Origin of the sequence: Knoellia altitudinis, assembly GCF_042666355.1 — a bacterium.
In the GTDB taxonomy this organism is placed as follows: domain Bacteria; phylum Actinomycetota; class Actinomycetes; order Actinomycetales; family Dermatophilaceae; genus Knoellia; species Knoellia altitudinis.
Genome location: NZ_JBHTDK010000001.1, coordinates 383,622 through 400,366 on the forward strand (window position 1 = coordinate 383,622; position 16,745 = coordinate 400,366).

Consider the following 16,745-nt stretch of genomic DNA (forward strand, 5'->3'; position numbering starts at 1 on the left):
GGCCAGCCTAGTAGCGTGTCGGCCATGTCAACGGCGCCCACCGCCCTGCTCGCAGGGCTCATCGACGATGCCGCCGTCTTCCCTCCCGGGAATGCACCGCTCGACGTCGCCGTGGCCCGCCACCGAGCTCACAGACAGGCGGCGTATGCCGCCCTCATCGGTCCGTTGCTCGTCCCGGCTTCCGACGTGGAGGCGCTCCTGACCCACGTCGACACGGTCTCCGAGAAGCCGCTGGACGTCGGGCTGATCGCTCGCCCGGGGGTGGACCCCTCGGTCGTCCTGGACGCGGTGGAGCGGCTGGAGAACGAGGCGAAGGTGGTTGCCGTGGGTGCCGAGCTCGGTTGGTTCCCCGGCTGGCGCGGGCTCCCCGTGGGCTCGCTCCCGCTCACGCTCGAGGTGCCCCGTGGCGCGGACCACCGTCGTGCGCTCGATGACATCCGTGCCGGAGTCGACGAGGCCGGGCCCGTCGTCCAGGCGAAGTTCCGCACGGGAGCGACCCCGACGTGGGCCTGGCCCGACGAGGCCGAGCTCGCGGCGTTCATCCACGAATGCGCCCGGGTGGGGGTTCCCTTCAAGCTGACGGGCGGCCTGCACCACGCCGTCCGCGCCGAGCATGACGGTGAGCCCCAGCACGGGCTGCTCAACGTCCTGCTCGCGGTGCACTCGGCAGCCCATGACGGAGCCCTCGTGGCAGTCGAAGCCCTTCTGGCACAGCGCGACTCACACCTGCTCGCCGACGCGGTGGAGTCCCTGGGCGACGCGGACACGACCCGTCTGCGGAGTCTCCTCACGGCATACGGATGCTGTGAGGTCACCGACCCCATCGGCGAGCTCGACGACCTCGGCCTGCTCGACCTCGACCTCCCTGAGGAGAACCCTTCATGACCTGGCTCGACCTGCCCGCTGACCACCCCTTCGGCCTCAGCAACCTTCCCTATGGCGTCTTCTCGACCGCAGACTCGGAACCACGGGTCGGCATCCGCATCGGCGACCACGTCCTCGACCTCGCGCCCTGCGCCGAGCAGGCCGGGATGGAGTCGTATGCCGTGTGGCAGCAGACGTCCCTCAACCCGTTCCTCGCGTTGGGGCGACCTGCGTGGACCGCCGCCCGCGAGTGGCTGGTGGAGGTCCTCACCAACCCGGCCCGGCGGGACTGTGTCGAGCCCCACCTCATCCCCGTCGACCAGGTGACCATGCACCTGCCGATCGAGGTCGCGGACTACGTCGACTTCTATGCCAGCGAGCATCACGCGACCAACGTCGGTCGCCTCTTCCGCCCTGACTCCGAGCCGCTCACGCCCAACTGGAAGCACCTGCCGATCGGCTACCACGGCCGATCCGGCACGGTCGTCGCCTCCGGCACCGACATCGTGCGGCCGAGCGGGCAGCGCAAGCCACCGACCGAGCCCGTCCCCGTCTTCGGGCCGAGCGTGCGGCTCGACATCGAGGCCGAGCTCGGCTTCATCGTCGGCGGCAGCACCGAGCTGGGTTCGCCTGTCTCCGTGGCGAACTCGGACGACCACCTCTTCGGTGTCGTCCTCCTCAACGACTGGAGCGCGCGCGACCTGCAGGCCTGGGAGTACGTCCCTCTCGGCCCCTTCCTGGGCAAGTCGTTCGCGACGACGATCTCGCCTTGGGTCGTGACGAGCGATGCGCTGCGCGTCGCGCGGGTGCCGCTGCCCGGACAGACCGACCCCACTCCCCTGCCCTATCTGCGGGGTGAGCCGACGGACGACGGTGCGAGCACGGCATACGGGCTCGACATCACCTACGAGGTCGAGTGGAACGGCACGGTGGTCTCTCGGCCGCCCTACCGCTCGATGTACTGGTCACCGGCGCAGATGGTCGCGCACATGACCATCAACGGAGCCACGCTGCGCAGCGGGGACCTCTTCGGGTCCGGCACCATCTCGGGGCCCGAGAAGGACGAGCGCGGCTCCTTCCTCGAGCTCTCCTGGGGCGGTCAGGAGGACGTGACCCTGGACGACGGTTCGACCCGCACCTTCCTCGAGGACGGCGACACAGTCATCCTGCGCGCGACAGCACCAGGCGCGGACGGCACTCGGATCTCCCTCAGCGAGTGTGTGGGGACGATCCGGCCGGCCGTGACCCGGACCTGATGACTCACGCTCCGAGAGCGGCAGGTCAGGGGCAGCTTCGTGGGTCCGTCGCCCGCGAGCGCTTGGGTCAGTTTCGTCTCATCGCGCGAGTACCGTGTGGTCCTGCGTCCCGCGACCTCCATCTGGGAGTCCAACAGCCCTGTCGTCCGTCGTTGACGCGATCTCTTCGTCAAAGAGGCGAACGCGCAGGGGCCTGCATCGGATCGGTCAGCGCTGGACCTTGCCCTTGACCACGATGGTCTTGGCGACCTTGTCGTGCAGCGCCTGCTTCTTGTCGTCGGCGAGCGGCCAGACGAGGTCGGCGACGACGAGGAAGGTCCCGAAGACCGCGAGGAGCGGGACGTTGCCGAGGGCCTGGGCGGCTGCCTGGAAGCCCACCCGACGGATGGCGGTGTCGAGGTCGAGCAGTCCCGGACGGTCGAGCCGACGCACGCTGATCCCGACGGCGAGCTTGCCCGGGGTCGCACTCCACCTCAGCAGGCATAGGACCTGGTAGGCGACGAACAGGAGCAGCTGGATGGCGAGGAAGGCTCCGAGGTAGCCGAAGCTCACGTCGGCGAACGCCGCGCTGATGGCGCCCACGTCGCCATTGACGACGGCTGCGTCGAGCCGGTCAGCGATCGGCTCGAAGGCCTTCAGGAGGAAGTAGCCACCGAAGAGGAGTGAGAGGGCGCCGACGGCGAGCGTGTCGATGAGGTAGGCCACCGCGCGTAGTAGGTAGGAGGCGAGCGTCGGCTGCCCGGGCACGTCCGACTGACCGGGGCGTGCGGCGCGCCGCTCCGGGTGACCGGTCTGCTGGTGCGGCTGCGGTCCCCAGCCCTCTGGTCTCGGCTGTGGTCCCGATGATGGAGGGACGACCGGTGGGCCCTGGTGCGGCCGCTTGCGCAGTGGCGTCGTGTTCGCGGTCCAGAGGATGCCGTCGAAATAGCGCAGCTCATCGGGGTTGTCCGGGTTCTCGTACCACCCGGCGCTGCTCGGCGTGCTCATGCCACGCAGGATGTCACACCGTCTTGGGACCCCTCCCCACGCGTTGCAGCAACCAGGGACGGGGCGTCGCGCCCCGGACTCAGCTCAGCGCGCGCTCGAAGGTCACGAGGACACCCTCTGTGCCTCCGGGACCGATGCGGCCCTTGACCTCGACAGCGGTGACGGCCTTGAGCTGCCACCCCTTGGCGGCCCACTCGTTGAGGACCGACTCGAGCTTGCCCGCCGACATCTTGCCGCCGACGAGGCCTTCACGGATCTGCACGACCTTGTACTCATATCCCATGAGGACGAGCGTATGCCGTGGGGCCGGCCCCACGGCATACGTTCAAGCTTCTCGGTGGTCCGGTCAGGCGGCGACGCTGCTCCGATAGGTGCGGACCGCGACGACGTAGGCCACGACGAGGATGCCGACGCACCAGGCGAGGGCTGTCCAGACGTCGCTGCCCACGGGCTGCTCGGTGAACAGCCGACGGAGGACGTCCACGATCGTCGTGATCGGCTGGTGCTCGGCGAAGGCACGAACCGGTCCGGGCATGCTGTCGGTGGGCACGAACGCGGAGCTGATGAACGGCAGGAAGATCAGCGGGTAGGCGAACGCGCTCGCGCCGTCGATCGTCTTCGCCTTCAGGCCGGGGATGACCGCCACCCAGGTGAGGGCCAGGGTCAGCAGCACGAGGATACCGAGGACCGCCAACCACGCGAGCGGCCCTGCGCCAGAACGGAACCCCATCGCCAGCCCCACGAGGAGCACGACCACCAGGGACAGGAGGTTGGCGACGAGCGACGTGAGGACGTGGGCCCAGAGCACCGAGGAACGCGCGATGGGCATCGACCGGAACCGCTCGACGATGCCGCCCTGCATGTCGAGGAAGAGGCGGAACGCCGTGTAGGAGATCCCGGAGGCGATGGTGATCACGAGGATGCCGGGCAGAAGGTAGCTCACGTAGGACTCCGTCCCCGTGCGGATGGCTCCGCCGAGCACGTAGACGAAGAGCAGCATCATGGCGATCGGCATGACCAGGGTCGTGATGATGGTGTCGGGACTGCGGGCAATGTGGCGAAGTGAACGGCGGAGCAGGACCGCGGTGTCGCCGAAGAAGTGGGCGGTTGCTGGTGTGGAGGTGCTCATCGGTGTTCCTCAGTCTTCCTGGCGCCGACGACCGCGAGGAAGACGTCCTCGAGGCTGGGCTGCTTCTCGACGTACTCGACCTCTGCCGGTGGCAGCAGGGCCTTGAGCTCGGCCAACGTCCCATCGACGATGATCCGGCCCTCGTGGAGGATGGCGATCCGGTCGGCGAGGTGCTCGGCCTCGTCGAGGTACTGCGTGGTGAGCAGCACGGTCGTGCCCTGCGAGGCCACCTCCCTGATGGCGGCCCACACCTCGAGGCGCCCCTGCGGGTCGAGGCCGGTCGTCGGCTCGTCGAGGAAGATGACCCGCGGGTCGCCGATGAGGCTCATGGAGATGTCCAGCCGGCGACGCATTCCGCCGGAGTAGGTCGCCACGCGTCGACCGCCAGCATCGGTGAGCGAGAACCGTTCGAGGATGTCGTCGGCGATCCGACCCGGGTCCTTGAGGTGTCGCAGCTGGGCGATCATGACGAGGTTCTCGCGGCCCGTCAGGACCTCGTCGACGGCCGCGAACTGTCCGGTGAGGCTGATCGCCGCGCGCACGGCCGCGCCGTCGGTGACCACATCGAGTCCGTGGACGTTCGCCTCGCCGGCGTCGGCCTTGAGGAGCGTGGACAGGATCCTCACGAGGGTGGTCTTGCCGGCGCCGTTGCTGCCGAGCAGGGCGACGATGCTCCCCTGGGCAACCTCGAGGTCGACGCCTCGCAGGACCTCGACGTCGCCGTAGGACTTGCGCAGCCCCGTGACCGCGATGGCCGGGGTGGCCGTGGCCGGAGGGGCGCCGAGGGTGGTCGTCATGACAGCGCCTTCCTGATCGTGATGTTGCCGTACTTCGTGACGGCCGCGATGGCCGCCGTGAGCTCTGCGCCCTCGGGGCGGCCCGGCCTCGGCGACAGCTCGCTCCGGACGTGTCCGTGGTTGGAGGACACGTCGAGCCTCGCCGCCGTCCCGTCGAGGACGCCGACGTCGATGGACCCGTATCCGGTGGCAAGGGTGAGCTCCCCCTGGCTGATGGAGTCGACCCGCATCTGCCCATAGGACGTCCGCGCGTCGAGGCGGCCGGAGCTGCGGCCCACGGAGATGTCACCGGTGCTGGCCCGGAGGGTGGCGCGACCGGCGCTGTCCCCCAGCGTGACGTTGCCGGCGCTCGTGTTGAGGTCTGCCTCGACCGTGGCGCGCCGGACGTCGACGTTGCCGGCCGAGGTCCGGAGCTGCGCTCGAGATGTCTCGTCGGCGCGCACGTTGCCGGCCGACGTCTTGAGGGTGCACTCGCCGAGCCGCCCGGTGGCCTCGATGTCGCCGGCGCTCGTCTCGGCGTCGAGGTGGGAGCCGCTCGGGAGCTCGACGAGCACCTCGACCGAGGCCGGGCGCCACACGAGGCTGAGCCCCCGGTCGCGGGGGGCGGCGACGTCGAGGACACCGTCGACCAGCGTGACGCTCGTGCGCTCGGCAGCGTCGACGTCCCCGGCCCGGTCGGGTCGGGACGGGGTCACCGTGACGACGGTGTGGTCGGTGTCGGAGGCGACGGCGCGCACGCTGCCGGCATGCAGCCGGACGCGCGCGCGAATGGGTGCGGGGGTGTCGAAGGTGGTCATGGAGAGCTCCTGGGGGTGGTTGATGGCGGTCATGGCAAAGATCACTGGACCCAGCCGGACAGCCGCTGGCCGCCCTGGGGGGTCGTGACCGGTCCGCTCGGGGAGGAGGCGGTGGAGGCGCTCGGACCGCTCGGTCGGACCACGAGCGTGAGCGTGCGGACGAGGAAGGCGTTGACGGAGAGGCCTTCCCGCTCGGCCGCGGACTCGATGTCGGCCTTGAGCCGGTCGGAGGGGCGGAAGGTGATGCGGGAGGTCCCTCCCTCGTCCCCCTCCTCTGTCGTCCGGGATGGCGTCACGGATGACGTCACCGGGGTGGTCGCCTCGGGTGCACCCGAGACCACGAAGGCGAGACCGCGACCCGCGAGGCGGACGTCGACCGACGCCGGGGCCAGGGCGAGCGTGATCTCGGCGGCGGCGTCTACCACCGCTTCCTGCAGGGTCAGCCGAACGGCGGAGTCCAGTGGCGCCGCGAGTCGCTCGGCGACGGCCTCGGCCTCCGGACCACCTGCTGCGGCGGCCACGGCCAGCTGTTGCTGGAGCGAGTCGACATATCTGGTGAGTTCCATGACGCCATGTTGGCACCATTATGACGTCACTGTCAACAGCGTGACGCCAGCTGCTGGCCGCAGCATCGGGCGACCCGATGACGTGCCGTTCCACCCGAGTTGCCAACCGGGGTCGAGCGCCCCTTTATCGGGTGACCCGATAATGCGGCCGCCCGGGGACGCGAAAAGGCGGGGTATGCCGGGTGTCCCCACCCGGCATACCCCGCCTTCAGCGTTTTGCGGGGGCGGCTGCCTCAGAGGTTGCCGCGCGCGTCCTGCTCGCGCTCGATGGACTCGAACAGGGCCTTGAAGTTGCCCTTGCCGAAGCCGAGCGAGCCATGGCGCTCGATGATCTCGAAGAACACCGTCGGGCGGTCGCCCAGCGGCTTGGTGAAGATCTGCAGCAGGTAGCCGTCCTCGTCACGGTCGACGAGGATCTTGCGCGACTTGAGCTCCTCGATCGGGACGCGGACCTCACCGATGCGGGCCCGCATCTCGGGGTCGTCGTAGTAGGCGTCCGGGGTGTCGAGGAACTCCACGCCCTCCTTGCGGAGCTCGTCGACGCTGCGCAGGATGTCGTTCGTCGCGAGCGCGAGGTGCTGCGCCCCGGGGCCCTGGTAGAAGTCGAGGTACTCGTCGATCTGGCTGCGCTTCTTGGCGATCGCCGGCTCGTTGAGGGGGAACTTCACCCGGTGGTTGCCGTTGGCGACGACCTTGGACATGAGTGCCGAGTAGTCCGTGGCGATGTCGTCGCCGATGAACTCGGCCATGTTCACGAAGCCCATGACCTTGTTGTAGAAGGTCACCCACTCGTCCATCTTGCCGAGCTCGACGTTGCCGACGATGTGGTCGAGCGCCTGGAAGAGCCGCTTGGGGGCACCGTCGCGCTTGGTGAACGTCGACGTGCGCGCGACGTAGCCCGGCAGGTAGGGGCCGGCATACGTCTGGCCGTCGATGGTGCGCTGGACCAGCGTGTGGCGCGTCTCGCCGTAGGTCGCGATCGCGCCGATGCGCACGGAGCCGAACTCGTCGGACACCGTCTCGGGCTCCTGCACGACGCGCGCACCGGCGGCCTTGGCCTGGGCGATGCACTTGTCGACGTCGGGCACCTCGAGCGAGATGTCGACGACGCCGTCACCGTGCTTGGTGTGGTGGGCGATGAGCGGGCTGTCCGGGCTGACGGCGCCCTTGAGGACGAAGCGGATCGAGCCCGACTTGAGCACGAAGGCCTTGTGGTCGCGGTTGCCGTGCTCCGGTCCGGAGTAGCCGACGAGCTCCATGCCCCAGGTGGACTGGTAGTACTGCGCCGCCTGGGTCGCATTGCCCACGACGAAGACGATCGCGTCCCAGCCGGTCACGGGGAACGGGTCCTTGGTCTCGTCGTACTCGACCAGGCCGACGAGCTGCTTGAGCTGGTCGAGGTCGAGGTTCGCCTCCCGCTCCTGCGGGGTGAGGTCGAGCTGGCCGGGCTGCGCCGGTGCGTCCGTGGCCGGGGTCGTCATCGTGGTGTCGGTCATGGTTGCAGGGTGTCTGACCCACGCACGATGTGCAACGGTATGCCGCCGCGCTGCACAGTCTGCGCACCATCTTGCCGTGGGAGGGGCAACAGGTCGACACTGTGCCCATGATCCGACCCGACGGCATCGACGCCTTGGACGCGCGCCTCATCGCGCTCTTCACCGAGAACCCGACGGTGGGAGTGCTGGGCGCCTCCCGCCGCCTCGGGGTGGCCCGAGGCACGGTGCAGGCCCGCCTCGACCGACTCCAGGGGCGCGGGATCATCTCGGCCATGGGCCCGCAGGTCGACCCGGCGGCGCTGGGCTACCCGGTGACGGCGTTCTGCACGCTCGAGATCCGGCAGCGGCAGGGGCACGCGCCCGTCGTCGCCCACCTCGCTGCCATCCCCGAGGTCCTCGAGATCCACTCGACGACCGGCGTCGGCGACCTCATCGTCCGCGTCGTCGCACGGGACAACGCCGACCTCGGCAGGGTCATCGACGAGATCATCGACGACGTCCACGTCCTGCGGGCCAACACCTCGATGTGTCTCGTGACCCACCTCGACCACCGCACCGGACCCCTCGTGGAGGCGTCCGCCCAGCGGGGCAACGACTGACCGCCAGGTCAAGGCCTCAGCGGCGTCCGACGAACCAGAGCCTCAGCTTGTCGATCCGGACGGCCACCTGCTCGGACGTCGCGGCGGCGAGCTCCGGTCCGCCGCAGGCCCGTCGGAGCTCCATGTGCACGTTGGCGTGGGGTGACCCGGTCTTCTTGGCATAGGCGGCGACGAGCTTGTTGAGCTCCTTGCGCTGCGCCGCGAGGGCGCGGTGGGCCGACACGGGGGCCTCCGAGGCACGGGGCTTGCGCCCGGGGGCGTTGCTCTGCTTCGCCTGTCGTTCGTGGAGCAGGACCGACACCTGGTCGGGCTCGAGCAGGCCGGGCAGCCCGAGGTAGTCCTGCTCCTCGTCCGAACCGACGTCGGCGTGCAGCCCGAACTGCTGCGCGTCGAAGAGCACGTGGTCGAAGTGCGCATCGGACTCCAGCGCCTCGAAGCTCTCGTCCTCGAGCCCCATCGTCCTGTCCGTGCGGTTGGCCGCCGCGATGAGGCTCTCCTCCTCAGCCCACATCGACGCCTCGGCCTCGGGGTCGCTCTTGCGGTTGAGGGCGTGGTCGCGCTCCAGCTCCATCGACGCGGCGTGCTCGAGGATCGTGGGCACGGACGGCAGGAAGACCGAGGCGGTCTCCCCGCGCTTGCGGGCCCGCACGAAGCGACCCACGGCCTGCGCGAAGAACAGCGGGGTCGAGGTCGAGGTGGCATAGACGCCGACACAGAGCCGGGGCACGTCGACGCCCTCGGACACCATGCGGACCGCCACCATCCAGCGCGACTGACCCGCGGCATACTCCTCGATCCGCTGGCTCGACCCGGCGTCGTCGGAGAGGACGACCGTGGTCTTCTCCCCCGTGATCGAGTGCAGGATCTTGGCATAGGCGCGTGCCGTGGTCTGGTTCGTCGCGATGACGAGCCCCCCGGCGTCGGGCACGTGGCGACGGACCTCGGTGAGCCGCTTGTCCGCAGCGGCGAGCACCGACGGGACCCACTCCCCCTTGGGATCGAGCGCCGTGCGCCAGGCCTGGGCCGTCTGGTCCTTGGTCAGCGGCTCGCCGAGGCGGGCTGCGATCTCGTCACCGGCCTTGGTCCGCCACCGCATCGCGCCGCCGTAGGCGAGGAAGAGCACGGGACGGACGACGGCGTCACGCAAGGCGGCGGCATACCCGTAGGTGTAGTCGGCGGCGGAACGCACGATCCCGGCCTCGTCCATCTCGTAGCGGACGAACGGGATGGGGTTGGAGTCGGACCGGAACGGCGTCCCGGTGAGCGAGAGCCGTCGCTTCGCGGGCGTGAAGGCCACCCGGATGGCATCACCCCAGCTGCGCGCGTCTCCGCCGTGGTGGATCTCGTCGAGGATGACGAACGTCGGGGTCGACTCCGTGCGGCGCTGGTGCAGGTCCGGCCGCGCTGCCACCTGTGCGTAGGTCAGGGCGACGCCGTCGTACTCACGGCTGTGGACGGCGGTGGAGTTGGAGAACTTCGGGTCGAGCTGGATGCCGACGCGCGACGCCGCCTCGGACCACTGCGTCTTGAGGTGCTCGGTGGGTGCGATGACCGTGATGGCCTCGACCTCACCGCTCTCCAGGAGCTCCGCGGCGATGCGCAGTGCGTAGGTCGTCTTGCCGGCACCGGGCGTCGCGACCGCCAGGAAGTCCTTGGCATCCGCCTCGAGGTATGCCGTGAGCGCGTCCTGCTGCCAGGCGCGCAGCTTCGCGGCGGTACCCCACGCGGCCCGCTCCGGGAAGGCGGGACTGAGGTGGCTGGCAGCAGAGGTACTCATCGGCTCCGCAAGGGTAACGATGATCGCCGGACGACATGCCGAGGGCCCGCCTCACGGACGGGCCCTCGGTGATGTGCATGCGCAGCACGGTCGGCTGCGCGTTCGTTCAGACGGTCAGCGCAGTCAGGCGCGGAAGGCGACGAACTGGTTCTGCATGCGGGTGATCTGGTTCGGCGTGAACTGGTCCATGCACGAGTCGTCGGTGTAGTCCATGAAGTTGCGGACCGGGTCGGTGCCGGGCAGCGAGGCGCAGGAGTCGCGGCCGACCGGGCAGCCGAAGGCCGGGCTGGCCTCGGCCGGGGTGTCCGCGACCGAGTCGCCCGTGGTCGTGCAGCCACCCTGGAAGGTGTGGTAGAGCCCGGCCCAGTGGCCGACCTCGTGGGTGCCCGTGTCACCGAGGTTGTAGGGAGCGGCGCTCCCGCCGGGCAGGGACCGGTAGTCGAGCACGACGCCGTCGTAGCTCAGGGAGCCGCCCGGGAAGGTGGCGTAGCCGAGGGTGCCGTCGGCGAAGCTCAGCGAGTAGACGTTGAGGTCGGCCATGGTGCCCTGGTGCAGCGCCGTCTTCATGGCCGCTGCGTCCCTGGGCTCACCGCGGTTCGGCATGGTGACGCTGAACCAGTCCGCGTTGTTGGTCACCTTGGTGCCCTTGAGCACGAACGAGAAACCCGTCGAGGCGTAGGCCTGGTTGAGGACGTTGATCTGCGAGGCGATGGCGGTGCTGCTGACGGCGCCGGCGGACCCGTTGGTGATCGTGTTCCAGTAGACGTTGACCGTCGTGGGCGCGAACGCTGCGGTTCCGCCGCCACCGCCCGGCCTCTTGGCGTCCACGGCCTTGCCCGTGCTGCTCTTGGTCAGTCCCTTCGCCGCGAGCGCCTTGGCGAACGCCGACTCCTTGGCGGCGACCTCGGCTGCGGTGAAGTGGTGGGGGTCGGACTTGCCGGCCTTGCCAGAGCGAGCGGCGGCGTGCCCGACCTCGTCGTCGTGGTGCACACACTCGGCGGAGATGGTCGGGTCACCGGCCGTGGTGACGGCCGAGGCGCTCGTGACGCCGAGCCCGGCTGCCGACAGGAGCGAGGCGGCGAGAAGTGCGACGGTGCGCACTGGACGAACAGACATGTGGTGTCCCTTTCGGTTTGCACAAACCTCTGTGAGGTCCGGTTCTCTCGAACCTAGCGACGCCACCGGACCCCGGATACCAGAGAAGTTCCATGATCCGGTCAAGGTTTGGCAAAGCGGCTGACGGCCGGTATGCCGTCCGCTCACCCCCCGACGACACCGCGCCATCGGTCCGCCGCCGCTGGTCCGGCGGGCGGGGAGGGACGCGTCAGCGGGTCACTCGCCGCCGTCCTGCGGCTTGCGCAGCCCTTCGTAGATCTCCTTGCACTCCGGGCAGACCGGGAACCTCTTGGGGTCGCGACCGGGGACCCACACCTTGCCGCACAGGGCGGTCACGGGTTCGCCGGAGAGAGCTGACTCGAGGATCTTCTCCTTGCGCACGTAGTGCGAGAAGCGCTCGTGGTCGCCTGGCTCCTGGACCTGCGGGACCGTCTCCTCGCGCTCGAGCACGGCCGTGCGCGTCGAGGGACCCGAGGGCTCGGACTCCCGCTCGGGAGTGAAGGGGTCGTTGGGCATCTGCGGGTCGCTCACCGGTCCAGCGTACGTCGGGTTCGGCCGGTGGTCAGTTGAGCTCGGGGTCCGAGGGGTAGTAGGCGACGAAAGCCAGCTCGCCCCGCTGGCGCCGGAGCACCTGCTCCCAGAGGCGTCCCGGGTCGCCGGTCAGCAGGTCGCCGGCGACGGAGTCCACGACGAACCACGACCCACGATCCAGCTCGCCCTCGAGCTGCCCGCTGGACCACCCGGCATACCCGGCGAAGATCCGCAGGCCGCCGACCTCGGGCATGACGAGCAGGGGCGGGGTGTCGAGGTCGACGATCGCGACCGAGTCGAACAGCCGCTTGCTGCCCGGAGGGAGCTCCGCATCGCCGCGGAAGGTGGCCAGCCCCAACGCCGAGTCGAGCTGCACCGGACCCCCCTGGAAGAGGGTCTGCGGCGAGGCGATGTGCTCGCCCCACCCCGGGAGGACGGAGTCGACGTCGGCGCCCAGCGGCTTGTTGAGGACAACCCCTTGGGCGCCGTTGTCGTCGTGCTGGAGCACGAGGATCACGCTGCGGTGGAACAACCCGTCATCGAGCTGCGGGGTGGAGACGAGAAGTCGTCCCGTCGTGCTGTCAGCGGCCACGGTTCCATTCTGCACGGCCACCGGCGCGGCTGCCCGCACCCCGGCGTTCGCCGCCTCGAGGGGCGCCCGAGCCACCACCGGATCCGCCCTGGTGACCACGCGAGGCACCCTGGAAGCGACGCGGCGGGCCACCGGGACGACGGCCACGCTGCTCCTTGGCCTCGAGCAGTGGCATCCAGACGTGATCAGCCACGGGGACGCCGGACGGCATACGTCCTCCGGCGGCCGCGACGTTGTGGTCGCCCGGGATCACGCGGATGGGCTCGACGTCGAGGCCGGCGGCCTCGGCGAGACGGGCCATCGTGCGCTTCTGGTGCGGGAGGGCGAAGGTCACGACGGTGCCCTTCTCCCCCGCGCGAGCGGTGCGGCCGGCACGGTGCAGGTAGTCCTTGTGGTCGGCAGGCGGGTCGGCCTGCAGGACGAGGCCGATGTCGTCGACGTGGATGCCACGGGCGGCGACGTCGGTGGCGACGAGGACGGGCAGCGACCCGTCGCGGAAGGCGCCGAGCGCGCGGTTGCGCAGGTTCTGGGACAGACCGCCGTGGATGGCGGCCGCGAGGACGCCCTTCTCACGCAGCTCGCGGGCGATGCGGTCGGCGCCGAGCTGGGTGCGCACGAAGACCACGGTGCGACCGTCGCGTGCGGCGAGCTCGGCCGTGAGCTGCTTCTTGTTGTTGGGGTCGATGAGCATGATGTGGTGGCTCATCGTCGTGACGCTGGCCTGCGCGTCCTCGGTCGAGTGCGTCACCGGGTCGGTGAGGTAGCGGTCGACGAGCTTGTCGACGCCCTTGTCGAGTGTCGCCGAGAAGAGCAGGCGCTGACCGCCCGCGGGGATCTTGTCGAGGATCGCGGTGACCTCGGGCATGAAGCCCATGTCGGCCATGTGGTCGGCCTCATCGAGGATGACGACCCGGACGTCGTCGAGCTCGCAGGCGCCGCGCTCGATGAGGTCGTTGAGGCGACCCGGGGTGGCGACGAGGATGTCGATGCCGCTCTTGAGGGCCCGGACCTGCGGCTCGTAGGAGAGGCCACCCGCGACGAGCTTGTGGCGCAGCCCGGTCACGTGGACGAGCGGCTCGAGGGCGTCACTCACCTGCATCGCGAGCTCGCGCGTCGGCACCATGATGAGGGCGCGGGGGCGCTTGGGCGCGGGGCGGGTTCCGTCGATGAGGCGGGTGATGGTCGGGAGGCCGAACGCCAGCGTCTTGCCGGAGCCGGTCTGGCCGCGACCGAGGACGTCGCGACCCGCGAGCGCGTCGGGGATCGTGGCTTCCTGGATCGGGAACGGTGAGGAGATGCCGTCGCGGGCGAGGCGCTCGACGAGGCGCGGGTCCACACCGAGCTTGGCGAAGCCGTTGTCCTCGGTGACCTCCGTGGGACCGGTGCCCTTCTTGGACTCGTACTTGACCCACGTGTCGGCCTGGGCGCGCTCGGCCTCGGCCTCCTCGAAGGTGCGCTGCTCGGGCAGGTCGTTGCGACGCTCGTCGAAGTGACGGCCCTCGTGGCGGTCACGACGCACGGGGTCGGCGACGCGACGGACCGGGGTGTCGCTGTCACGACGGAACGGCGGACGGCCGTCACGGCGCTCACCGTAGGCGGGTCGGCTGCTGCGCTCGGTGCGGTCGTCGCGGCGCGGGCCGGCGTAGCCGGGACGGGCGTTGCGCTCGCCGCGCTGGGGGCTGCCGTATGCCGGACGGTCACCACGCTCGGGACGGTCGTCGCGTCGCGGCGCCGAGGTGCCACGGTCGTCACGACCCTGGTTGTATGCCGGCCGCTCGCCACGGCTGTCGCCAAGCGAGTCGCTGCGGCTGTGGCGACCCTGATAGCCACCGCGGGTGTCGGACCGGTCGTCACGACGAGGCCCGGACGTGGCGCGGTCATCACGACGCTGGCCGTATGCCGGCCGCTCGCCACGGCTGTCGCCACGCGAGTCGTTGCGGCTGTCGCGGCCCTGGTAGCCACTGCGCGTGTCAGAGCGGGAGTCGGCGCGGCTGTCGCGGCCCTGGTTGCCACCGCGCGAGTCGGGACGGGCCTCGCGGCGCGGGCCCGAGGAGGCGCGGTCGTCGCGACGCTCCGGGCGCTCACTGCGCTCGGGTCGGGCTCCACGGTCCTCACGGTCCCAGCGTGGGCTGCGCTCGGAGCGCGGCGCCTTGGTGCGGGTGGGCCCGTCGGGCTGGCCGCGGTGGGCCTTCTTGGGTCCCTTGGCCTGCGCCGCGGACTTCTGGGAGGAGGTCCAACGTGGCTTCTTGCCGCCGGAGGAAATCTTCTTGGGCATGGTGAATCACTCGATCCGAGTCGGTGGTGGGGGCGTATACGGCCCTCCACGCGACATCTGTGTCAACGAGATTCAACGGGCTGGAACGCGGGCGCCGGACGTGGCGCAAGGGTCCATCTTATCAGCGATCCCGCTTCGCCCTGCGCAGCCCGAGATGGGCCGCAGCCACCCCGAGGCAGACGCCGACGAGGTCGGCGACGACGTCCCAGGGATCACCAGCCCGTTTGGGCAGCAACGTCGCCTGCACGATCTCGCTCACCGGTGCGTGCGCGGCCAGGGCGATGACGACCGGGGTGAACGGCAGGCGGACCAGCAGGGCGAGGAACACGGGAAGCGCGAAGACCGCGCAGTGCACCAGCTTGTCGAAGTGGGCGAAGGGCGGGGCTCCCCCACCCGAGGGGGCGTAGAGCACCCCCAGCTGGAGGAGCAGCGCCGCGAGCACCGGCGCGAAGGTCCAACGAGGAGTGCGCTCGCTCCTCACGCCGTGGTGGGGGCGGGCTCCGCCACCGAGGCGCTCGGTTTCGGCTCTGCGGTCGCGGCACCAGCGGCGAGAGCGGCCTTGGAGACGGCTGCCGCCACGACACCGGCGACGTCGGGATGGAAGACGCTGGGGATGATGTAGGTCGCGTTGCGCTCCTCCTCCTTGACGACCGCGGCGAGCGCGTCGGCTGCGGCGAGGAGGACCTCCGGGGTGAGCACTTTGGAGCCGGAGTCGAGCAGGCCGCGGAAGACGCCGGGGAAGACCAGCACGTTGTTGATCTGGTTCGAGAAGTCGGAGCGTCCGGTCGCGACGACGGCTGCGTGCTTCGCCGCTTCGATCGGGTCGACCTCGGGCGTCGGGTTGGCCATCGCGAAGACGACGGCGTCGTCGGCCATGGTGGCGATGTCGTCGCCGGTGAGGATGTTGGGTGCCGAGACGCCGAGGAAGACGTCGGCACCGGCGAGGGCCTCGACCAGGGTTCCCGACAGGCCCTGCGGGTTGGTGTTCTCGGCGATCCACGCCTGGTTGGGGTGATCCCCGGACACCACGTCCTCGCGGTCCTTGTGGATGACGCCGTAGTAGTCGGCCACGACGACGTTGCGCAGGCCGGCATACAGAAGCAGCTTGAGGATCGCGGTGCCGGCAGCGCCGGCGCCACTCATGACGAGGGTGACGTCCTCGAGCCTCTTGCCGACGACGGCGAGCGCGTTGCGCATGGCGGCGAGGCAGACGATCGCGGTGCCGTGCTGGTCGTCGTGGAAGACCGGGATGTCGAGCTCCTCGCGCAGGCGTGCCTCGATCTCGAAGCAGCGCGGCGCCGAGATGTCCTCGAGGTTGATGCCCGCGAAGACCGGCGAGATCGCCTTGACCGCCGTGATGATCTCCTCGGTGTCGGTGGTGTCGAGGCAGATCGGGAACGCGTCGATGTCGGCGAACCGCTTGAAGAGGGCTGCCTTGCCCTCCATGACGGGGAGCGCGGCGAGCGGGCCGATGTCGCCCAGACCGAGGACCGCGGTGCCGTCGGTGACGACGGCGACGGTGTTGCGCTTGATCGTGAGGCGGCGGGCGTCCTCCGGGTTCGCGGCGATCGCCAGGCAGACGCGCGCGACACCGGGGGTGTAGATGAGGGACAGGTCGTCACGGTTGCGGATCGGGACCTTGGACTCGATGCTCAGCTTGCCGCCGAGGTGCATGAGGAAGGTGCGGTCCGACACCTTGCCGATCTCGACGCCCTCGACCGTCCGCATGCGCTCGACGATCTCGTCGGCGTGGCCCGGGTCGCGGGTCATGAGGGTCACGTCGACGCGGATCCGCTCGTGGCCCGAGGCCGTGACGTCGAGACCGGTGACGACTCCCCCGGCCTGCTCGACCACGCTGGTGAGCTCGCTCACGGCGGTGGCTCTGGCGGGGACGATGAGGCGGACGGTGACGGAGTTCGCAGCAGAGGGAAGGGCGGCCATGGAGACGATTCAACCTGCTACT

17 protein-coding genes are annotated in these 16,745 nt (G+C 70.0%); 3 read left to right on the top strand and 14 right to left on the bottom strand.

What is annotated here, in order from left to right; translation table 11 throughout:
• Window positions 1-24 precede the first annotated feature (24 nt).
• Both ACFQW8_RS01795 and fahA read left to right on the top strand, forming a co-directional pair.
• On the top strand, window positions 25-885 hold the full coding sequence (locus ACFQW8_RS01795; protein WP_380085271.1) for a hypothetical protein: 861 nt from the start codon (window positions 25-27) through the stop codon (window positions 883-885).
• Window positions 882-2,120 (top strand): fumarylacetoacetase, encoded by a 1,239-nt coding sequence (fahA, locus tag ACFQW8_RS01800; protein ID WP_380085272.1) that lies wholly within the window; start codon window positions 882-884, stop codon window positions 2,118-2,120. Before ACFQW8_RS01795 ends, fahA begins: the two co-directional genes overlap by 4 nt.
• A 207-nt stretch (window positions 2,121-2,327) precedes the next feature.
• Here fahA and ACFQW8_RS01805 read toward each other — a convergent pair whose 3' ends face one another.
• The 7 genes from ACFQW8_RS01805 to hppD all read right to left on the bottom strand — a co-directional run bounded on the left by ACFQW8_RS01805 (window position 2,328) and on the right by hppD (window position 7,892).
• Window positions 2,328-3,107, bottom strand: coding sequence for an RDD family protein (locus ACFQW8_RS01805; RefSeq protein WP_380085273.1), 780 nt, complete (start codon window positions 3,105-3,107; stop codon window positions 2,328-2,330).
• Window positions 3,108-3,186: 79 nt separating this feature from the next.
• Window positions 3,187-3,390: a DUF4177 domain-containing protein gene (locus ACFQW8_RS01810; protein ID WP_380085274.1), complete on the bottom strand. Its 204-nt coding sequence runs from the start codon at window positions 3,388-3,390 to the stop codon at window positions 3,187-3,189.
• Between the two features lie 63 nt (window positions 3,391-3,453).
• The gene (locus tag ACFQW8_RS01815) at window positions 3,454-4,236 is read right to left on the bottom strand and encodes an ABC transporter permease (protein ID WP_380085275.1); all 783 of its coding nucleotides are present in this window, start codon (window positions 4,234-4,236) and stop codon (window positions 3,454-3,456) included.
• Window positions 4,233-5,033: an ABC transporter ATP-binding protein gene (locus tag ACFQW8_RS01820; RefSeq protein WP_380085276.1), complete on the bottom strand. Its 801-nt coding sequence runs from the start codon at window positions 5,031-5,033 to the stop codon at window positions 4,233-4,235. Before ACFQW8_RS01820 ends, ACFQW8_RS01815 begins: the two co-directional genes overlap by 4 nt.
• A complete protein-coding gene (locus tag ACFQW8_RS01825; protein WP_380085277.1) occupies window positions 5,030-5,830 on the bottom strand; it encodes a DUF4097 family beta strand repeat-containing protein in 801 nt (266 codons plus the stop codon). The genes ACFQW8_RS01820 and ACFQW8_RS01825 overlap by 4 nt, the downstream gene beginning before the upstream one ends.
• 41 nt (window positions 5,831-5,871) lie before the next feature.
• Complete coding sequence (locus ACFQW8_RS01830; RefSeq protein ID WP_380085278.1) at window positions 5,872-6,396, bottom strand: histidine kinase; 525 nt, start codon at window positions 6,394-6,396, stop codon at window positions 5,872-5,874.
• 233 nt (window positions 6,397-6,629) lie between these two features.
• On the bottom strand, window positions 6,630-7,892 hold the full coding sequence (gene hppD, locus ACFQW8_RS01835) for a 4-hydroxyphenylpyruvate dioxygenase (protein WP_380085279.1): 1,263 nt from the start codon (window positions 7,890-7,892) through the stop codon (window positions 6,630-6,632).
• Window positions 7,893-7,999: 107 nt separating this feature from the next.
• Here hppD and ACFQW8_RS01840 point away from each other — a divergent pair, with 107 nt between their 5' ends.
• Window positions 8,000-8,491, top strand: coding sequence for an Lrp/AsnC family transcriptional regulator (locus tag ACFQW8_RS01840; protein ID WP_380085280.1), 492 nt, complete (start codon window positions 8,000-8,002; stop codon window positions 8,489-8,491).
• 16 nt (window positions 8,492-8,507) lie between these two features.
• Here the strand turns inward: ACFQW8_RS01840 and ACFQW8_RS01845 are convergent, their stop codons facing one another.
• The 7 genes from ACFQW8_RS01845 to ACFQW8_RS01875 form a co-directional block, all read right to left on the bottom strand.
• Window positions 8,508-10,268 (bottom strand): DEAD/DEAH box helicase, encoded by a 1,761-nt coding sequence (locus ACFQW8_RS01845; RefSeq protein ID WP_380085281.1) that lies wholly within the window; start codon window positions 10,266-10,268, stop codon window positions 8,508-8,510.
• 123 nt (window positions 10,269-10,391) lie between these two features.
• Window positions 10,392-11,384, bottom strand: coding sequence for a zinc metalloprotease (locus ACFQW8_RS01850; protein WP_380085282.1), 993 nt, complete (start codon window positions 11,382-11,384; stop codon window positions 10,392-10,394).
• Window positions 11,385-11,600: 216 nt separating this feature from the next.
• On the bottom strand, window positions 11,601-11,900 hold the full coding sequence (locus tag ACFQW8_RS01855; protein ID WP_380088559.1) for a DUF3039 domain-containing protein: 300 nt from the start codon (window positions 11,898-11,900) through the stop codon (window positions 11,601-11,603).
• Between the two features lie 46 nt (window positions 11,901-11,946).
• Window positions 11,947-12,507: a YqgE/AlgH family protein gene (locus ACFQW8_RS01860; protein ID WP_380085283.1), complete on the bottom strand. Its 561-nt coding sequence runs from the start codon at window positions 12,505-12,507 to the stop codon at window positions 11,947-11,949.
• Window positions 12,497-14,782, bottom strand: coding sequence for a DEAD/DEAH box helicase (locus ACFQW8_RS01865; protein ID WP_380085284.1), 2,286 nt, complete (start codon window positions 14,780-14,782; stop codon window positions 12,497-12,499). The genes ACFQW8_RS01860 and ACFQW8_RS01865 overlap by 11 nt, the downstream gene beginning before the upstream one ends.
• 121 nt (window positions 14,783-14,903) lie before the next feature.
• Window positions 14,904-15,263 carry a VanZ family protein gene (locus tag ACFQW8_RS01870; protein WP_380085285.1) on the bottom strand — a complete coding sequence of 120 codons (360 nt, stop codon included), beginning with the start codon at window positions 15,261-15,263 and terminating at the stop codon, window positions 14,904-14,906.
• A complete protein-coding gene (locus tag ACFQW8_RS01875) occupies window positions 15,260-16,723 on the bottom strand; it encodes an NAD-dependent malic enzyme (protein WP_380085286.1) in 1,464 nt (487 codons plus the stop codon). The genes ACFQW8_RS01870 and ACFQW8_RS01875 overlap by 4 nt, the downstream gene beginning before the upstream one ends.
• Window positions 16,724-16,745: the final 22 nt, after the last annotated feature.